The sequence below is a fragment of the Micromonospora sp. CB01531 genome (assembly GCF_001905095.1).
In the GTDB taxonomy this organism is placed as follows: Bacteria; Actinomycetota; Actinomycetes; order Mycobacteriales; family Micromonosporaceae; genus Micromonospora.
In genome coordinates this window covers 51,330-57,730 of the sequence record NZ_LWLS01000091.1, presented here as the reverse complement: position 1 = coordinate 57,730, position 6,401 = coordinate 51,330, and the positions used below count along the sequence as shown (strand labels likewise).

At 70.0% G+C, this 6,401-nt stretch carries 7 protein-coding genes and 1 pseudogene; 5 read left to right on the top strand and 3 right to left on the bottom strand.

Going from position 1 to position 6,401, the window contains the following annotated elements:
• Positions 1 to 180: 180 nt before the first annotated feature.
• Positions 181 to 585, bottom strand: coding sequence for a hypothetical protein (locus A6A27_RS27575; RefSeq protein WP_143194208.1), 405 nt, complete (start codon positions 583 to 585; stop codon positions 181 to 183).
• 432 nt (positions 586 to 1,017) lie between these two features.
• Between A6A27_RS27575 and A6A27_RS46305 the strand changes: the two genes are divergently transcribed.
• A complete protein-coding gene (locus A6A27_RS46305; protein ID WP_073837558.1) occupies positions 1,018 to 2,079 on the top strand; it encodes a C40 family peptidase in 1,062 nt (353 codons plus the stop codon).
• Here A6A27_RS46305 and A6A27_RS27565 read toward each other — a convergent pair.
• A complete protein-coding gene (locus tag A6A27_RS27565) occupies positions 2,064 to 2,948 on the bottom strand; it encodes an aminoglycoside phosphotransferase family protein (RefSeq protein WP_158074081.1) in 885 nt (294 codons plus the stop codon). The two genes, A6A27_RS46305 and A6A27_RS27565, sit on opposite strands and share 16 nt — an antisense overlap.
• An 80-nt stretch (positions 2,949 to 3,028) precedes the next feature.
• Between A6A27_RS27565 and A6A27_RS27560 the strand changes: the two are divergent.
• Positions 3,029 to 3,509: pseudogene (locus tag A6A27_RS27560) on the top strand (transposase family protein); the annotation flags it as partial.
• Positions 3,510 to 3,627: 118 nt separating this feature from the next.
• Here the strand turns inward: A6A27_RS27560 and A6A27_RS27555 are convergent.
• Entirely contained in the window at positions 3,628 to 4,332 is a 705-nt protein-coding gene (locus A6A27_RS27555) for a VanZ family protein (protein WP_073837556.1), read from the bottom strand.
• A 209-nt stretch (positions 4,333 to 4,541) separates the two neighbouring features.
• Between A6A27_RS27555 and A6A27_RS27550 the strand changes: the two genes are divergently transcribed.
• The 3 genes from A6A27_RS27550 (at position 4,542) to A6A27_RS45195 (ending at position 6,395) form a co-directional block, all read left to right on the top strand.
• Positions 4,542 to 4,826, top strand: a complete 285-nt coding sequence (locus A6A27_RS27550; protein WP_143194207.1) for a hypothetical protein — start codon at positions 4,542 to 4,544, stop codon at positions 4,824 to 4,826.
• A complete protein-coding gene (locus A6A27_RS27545) occupies positions 4,823 to 5,191 on the top strand; it encodes a helix-turn-helix domain-containing protein (protein ID WP_073837554.1) in 369 nt (122 codons plus the stop codon). Before A6A27_RS27550 ends, A6A27_RS27545 begins: the two co-directional genes overlap by 4 nt.
• Before the next feature lie 586 nt (positions 5,192 to 5,777).
• Positions 5,778 to 6,395: a hypothetical protein gene (locus A6A27_RS45195; protein WP_073837553.1), complete on the top strand. Its 618-nt coding sequence runs from the start codon at positions 5,778 to 5,780 to the stop codon at positions 6,393 to 6,395.
• The last annotated feature ends 6 nt before the right edge of the window (positions 6,396 to 6,401 follow it).

Here is a 6,401-nt window from a genome sequence, read left to right as displayed (position 1 = left end):
AGTTGTTCAGATTCTCGAACCCAAGGATCTAGCAACAGCCGGCGCGGCTTTCGCTGACTCTCTGATGACGGCCGCGGCCTGGCCTGTCACCGCACCGGCCAGCTCGACCGACGGGCGTTCCATAGCCGGCCCTTCACATCGCGCCGACCGCGGCCGCGCGGCACCGTCAGCCTCTCCAGATCAGGAAGTCCTGAAGACGCGATCATCTTCCAGCCGCACCCGTCCATCGGCAGTGAATATCCAGGTCTTCGTCGTGCAGCCAACGAGGTCGAGACGGGAGATCTCCGAGCCGTTCGCGTCGTATGCGATGAGCAGAGTCGCCCGGCAGGTCGCCTCGCCGAAAGACTCCATGCCACCGGCCGGCACGGTCCTGGTTGAGATGCCGCTGGGCGATTCTACGCGGATGGAAAGCTCGCCCGTCCGCTCGTTGCGCACGATGAGCTGCTGGACGGGCTCCTGGTATTCGAGGAGCGGCACCCAGCGGCCGAGCGAGTCCGGGAATAACACCACTGCCCCGCAGGCGACGACCACTGACAGCACGATCAGCGGCACCAGCCATCGCCGCATGGGGGGTGTGTTTGTCATCGCGGCTCCTCCGGGGTTTCGTGCCATGGACGGTAACGCGGCCACCGCAGGATCTGATGTTGTATCCACATCGCACAAACGGTCGGTGGCCGTCTCGCGTCCGCCCTGGTTCAGCAGAAGGATCTCAAACGGTGGCTGGGTACAAGCCAGCCGATGATCCTGCTCGCCCCACAGATCATGTGCCTGGACTGCTACGGAGCTCTGGTAACTGCCCAGCCTGGGGCCCGGCCACTGGGACTGCCGCTATGCCATCCGGGTCGACGTCAGCCACCCGCTGTTCGAGACCGCCGAACTGATCGCCGATTTCCTCCCCGACACCCACGCCGGGCTGCTCATCCACCGCCTGCAACCCGAAGCCCCATCCCACCTCTGCCGGCCGCGCACCCGCGCGGGACCGGCCCCTTTTCGTTTTCAGCGGAAGGTAGTCACCACATGATCAAGGTCGTCATCGGCGTCGTCACCGTTGTTGTCGTCGCCTGCTTCGGACTGCCCCTGCTGCTGCTGTCGGGCGTCATGGGCAGCGGCTCCGGCGGGTGCGGCATCGTCGCCCCGCCCGTCGTGCGCCCATCCGGGCAGCCGCCCACCGGTACCTGGGACAACGAGCAGTTGAAGATCGCCGCAACCATCATCGATGTCGGCGTCGCCAGAGACGTACCCCGCTGGGGCTGGGTCATCGCCGTCGCCACCGCCATGCAGGAATCCGGCCTGCGCAACCTGCCACACCTCGGCAACCGAAACGACCACGACTCCATCGGCGTGTTCCAGCAACGCCCCAGCCAGGGCTGGGGCAGCGTCACTCAACTGTCCGAGCCCACCCATCAGGCGGGCAAATTCTTCGCCAAGCTCCTCACCGTCCCCGGCTGGGAGACAATGCCGCTCACCCAGGCCGCCCAGGCGGTCCAAGCCTCGGCCTTCCCCGATGCCTACGCGAAATGGACCGACGACGCCCTCCACCTGGTGGAGCAGATGACCAGCACTCTCTCAGGCTGCGCCACCGACGCGCTCGCCGTCCTCCCTGCCGGGTTTGCGTTACCCGCCAACACCCCGCCCGCCGTCATCACCGCCATCTTCTGGACGGTCAACCAGCTCGGCACGCCCTACCACTTCGGCGGATCATGCACCGACCCCCGCTCCGGCGACCCCGACAAACAGTGCGACTGCTCATCACTCATGCAGTCCGCGTACCGGGCGGCGGGCATCGCCATTCCGCGCGTGACCCGCGACCAGGTCAACGCCGGCAAGCCCGTGGCCGACCCAGCGCTCCTGTTGCCCGGCGACCTCATCCTCATCCCCGGCAGCAACGGCAGCATGTCCAATCCGCGCCACGTCGGCATGTACCTCGGCGAAGGGCTCATCATCCACGCCCCGAAAACCGGCGACACCGTCAAGATCACCCACCTGAGCAACTGGCTCAACCAGATCGCAGCGATTCGCCGCATCGCCAAAGAGGATGATGCTGCTCGCAGCGGCACCGCAGGTCAATCGTGGCGCTGACGCACGATGTAGTCGATGTATCGGATCGTGTCCTCGCGGTCGTCCTCCCTGATCGAGTCCCACAGGTCCGCCAGCCAGTAGAGCGAGCCCGACAGCATCCAGGCCCACCCGCGCACCCAGGTCGCCTCGTCGAACCCGAGCGCCTCCCGGTAGGCGGCCCGCGCGCGGGCGTCGAACAGGCACCAGCCCGGCCGCACCTCGACCGCCGGATCGCCGCGGCCGAGACCGCCGAAGTCGATCACCCCGATGAGCCTGCCCCGGTCGACCAGCAGGTTGCCTTCCAGGAGATCACCGTGCAGCCATACCGGCGGTCCGGGCCACTCGTCCGCCGCCATCGCCTCGTCCCACGCCGCGGTCACCGCCCGGCCGTCGATCCGGTCGCCCAGCGCCGCGATCGACCGGCGGGTCAGCTCGTCCCTCTGCACCAGAGGTACGCCGCGCTGAATCCCCTCCTTGACCGGCCCGCCCATCGGGTCGATCGCGATCATCGCGCGCACGAAGCCGGCGAGGTCGACGGCGAGGTCGACGAGGTCCTGCCCGGCTTCCGGATTGCGCCCGTCCAGCCACGGGACGACCGTCCACGGCCACGGATAGTCCCCGCCCGGCCCGCCGACCGCGACCGGCACCGGCACCGGCACCGGAAGATGCGGCGCCAACCGCGGCAGCCAGGTCGCGTCGGTCGCCACCTGGTCGACCGCCCACTGCGCCCGCGGCAGCCGTGCCGTCAGAGAATCACCCAGCCGGAACAGCGCGTTGTCGGTGCCGTTCAACGGCTGCGGAACGATCGGCAGGTCCGACCATTCGGGGAACTGCTCGTCGATCAGGGCGCGTACCTGCCCGACAGCGACGACGATCTCTCCAGGGCGCATCGGCGCGACCATAGAACCCGCTCGATCATCCTGCCAATCGAATTCGGGCCACGCCGAACCGTGCGCCGGATCGACCGCTTGGCACGCTGATTCCGATCGACCGCGTGGCAGACCAGGAGCCGTACTACTCCGGCAAGCACAAGAGGCATGGCGTGAACGTGCCGGTCATCGCCGACGCCACCGGCCGGCGCGTGTGGGCCTGGGCCTCACCGGCACTGCCGGGCTCGGCGCACGACCTCACCGCCGCCCGCGTCCACGGCATCATCGACGCGCTGACCAGCGCGGACGTGATGACCTTCGCCGGCAAGGGCTACCAAGGGGGCTCGGGGCAGGGTGCGCACGCCGTTCAAGCGGCGCCGCTTCCGGCCGAAGCTGTCGCGCCGGCAGAAGGCGGTCAACCGGGCGCACGTGAGAATCCGTGCTCGTGGCGAACGAGCCATCGCCACGCTCAAGACCTGGAAGATCCTGGCCAAGCTGCGCTGCTGCCCACACCGCGCCACCGCGATCGTGCAGGCCATCCTCGTCCTGCGCCACGTCGAAGCGAACCGCTACGCGGGATGAAACTGGCTGGGTCTACATGCGGAACTGCTCGAACATGATTTCGTAGCCGTCCGGGTCCAGGCCATAGTCACGATGACAATGGCTCAGAAGATGCCGGCCGACAGCGCTGGACACCGACTCAGCCTGCCGGCGCCGGCGCGGGGCGCGGCTTGTCCGATGGCACCTCCGCCGTAGTGCGCCACCAGTGGCGTGACGCCAGCCCGGCCAGCACCGCGCCGGCGGCGTTGACCAGGACGTCATCCACGGAGGAAACCCGGTCCAGCCGCAGGACGTACTGTGCGGTCTCGACCAGGACCGCGCAGCCCGCCCCGAGCGCCAGGGTCCGCGGCACGGTCGCCAGCGCCGCGAACCGTATCGGGGCGAAGAACCCCAGCGCCGCGAAGATCAGCAGGTTCCCGCCGATCCCGATCGGCCCCATCGTGACCAGGTCCCGCAGCGGGACCAGGCTCACCCGGCCCGGGACGATGCCGGCCCCCGGGCCCGGCATCATGGTCAGCCATACCAGCGGCACCGTCCCGTAGACCATGCCCACCTCGGCCAGCGACATCCGCCACGCCGACGGGACGCCGGCAGCACGCCGACGGCGCGTCAGAGCCCACACCACCAGAGCGGCCAACGGCAGGCCGACCAGCATCATGAGCAGCACCCCGTTGAACGTGTCGAAGCAGCCGTGCCACCGCCCGGCCATGCACCTCGGAGCGGACATCATGAGCGGCCGCCGCACGACGAACGCCCCGCTCGCCAGGCCGAGGATCGCCAGGCTGACGAGCCCGATTCGGCGCGTACGGCGGGGCTCTGCTGACAGGGATGCACGGTGCTTCATGCCCCCATTAGAAACGGAGGGCCGTTGCAGTGACGTATGAAATTTTCCATACCTCCCCGATACACGGAATGCCCCGGCGTCGTCGCCCGGCACCGCGATGCGCCACACGCGAGTCACGTGTCAGTGCCACGCGAGGCCGCCGTGGCCCCGATAAGGAGCGACCCCGGGGCAGCGCTTCAGGGTCTTGACGGATGCCGGAGGTCCGCCCAATGCGCCGTACCCGCCCCTGCGTAGTCGTCGCCGATCACTCGACCGACGCCGACGTCATCAAACGCGCCGCCGAGCTTGCCGCCCGCGGCTTCGCCGTCGCTGCTACGGACTTCACCTCGGCCCTGGCCGCTGGCGACCTCCTCGCCCGGATCGTCGACGGCCTGGCCGCCGTCGAGGCCTGTCGCCCCGGCGCTGAAGACACTCTCGAGGTCGCCCGCGTCGACCTTCACGGCGTTGCCGCGCTGCGTCTGGTCGACGTCTTGCGGCGGGTGGTGCCCGGATGAGTATCGAGGCCGTGTCCTGGGCCCTCAGTGAGGCCCCGGATGTCCCGCCGTCTTGTCTCGCCGTCCTGATCGGCCTCGCCAATCACGCACACGCCGACGGGCGCGGCGCCTTCCCGTCGCAGGAGCGCCTGGCGTTCTACGCCCGCAAGTCGGTTCGCGCGGTCCGCAATGACCTCGCCGAACTGGCGCGCGTCGGCCTGATCCGCCGAGGCGACCAGCGTCACGCGAGCCTCCTTCCCGCCGACCGTCGCCCGATTGTCTGGGATCTCGCGATGCAACGCCGACGCCCGCTCCCGGCAGCCCTGGAAACCGCTGGCCGAGCTGCAGTCGGGCCGCCCGACCGGGGCCCCGGAGCCTGTGGATAACCGGGCGGAAGCTGGCTTCCGGCCGGGCCGGGACCGGGCGGAAGTGCAGTACCAGACGGCCGGAAGTGTGGTACCGAACGGCCGGAAGCCTGCTTCCGCCGAACCGTCCTTAACCGTTAATAACCAACAGGGCCCGCGCTCGCTTCGCGGCGCCGCCCTCCCCTCTCACCCCGCCGCCGTGCAGTGCCCGCACCACCGGGGTTCCCCGGCCGGCAACTGTGGCCCGTGCCGGTCCGAAGCCCTCGCACGTGACCGATGACCGCCGCCGACGCCATCACCGCCGTACTCCTCGGCAGGCCCACCGTCATGCCCGCCCCCCATCGGCGCCGCTGGCCACCTGGTCGACAGGCACCGAGGAGGCCAGGCCCGATCATCCGCGCCGCCGGCAACGGCGATCCCAGTCCCGCCGCCGTCCGCACGATCGCGAAGGAGACCCACCCGATGGCCGCTGTCCGAATCGCTGGCCGTAACTGGGCGTACGCCGGGGCCGTCCTCGGCGGGGCCGTGTCCATTGCAGCGAACATCGCCCACTCCTACGTCCGGCCCGACGACGCCCCGACCGACTGCTCGCCCGCAGGCCGGGGCCGTGGCCGGATCTGTCTTCTGGCCGGTCGCCCTGTACGTGGCCGTGGAGATCCTGACCCGAACCGCATGGCCACCCGGCCACCGATGGACCACCCTCCGATTCGGTGGCCTCCTCCCAGTGGCCGCCGCGGCCGCCCTCGTCTCCCACCGACACCTGTCCGGCCTCCTCGACCACTACGGCGAAGACGCGGTCACGGTCACCGTCGCGGTCGGGCCATTGGCCGTGGACGGCCTGATGCTCATGGCGACCGGGGCCCTCCTGACAACCGGCCGCCCAACGGCCACGGTCACCACCCCGGCCACGGACGGCCGGACGGACGGCCACGCGCCAGAGGCCACCAGGCCGCAGGCTACGGCCACGGCGGACACGACCACCCGGGCGGGAGACTGGCGGACCACCACGGCCACGGCCACGGCCGCCCGTCGTCACCACGTCCGGCCGGCCTCGCCGCGGCCTCGCCAGGCGGACTTGGCCGACGACATAGCCGCGAAGGTGGCCGCCATCGTGGCGGACCGGCCGGACGTGACCGCCGAGGACGTGGCCGCCGAGATTGGCCGTGCGCCGAGGACGGCTCGGCGCTACTTGGCCGCTGTCCGGGCCAACCTTGCGGGCGCGTGACCGTGC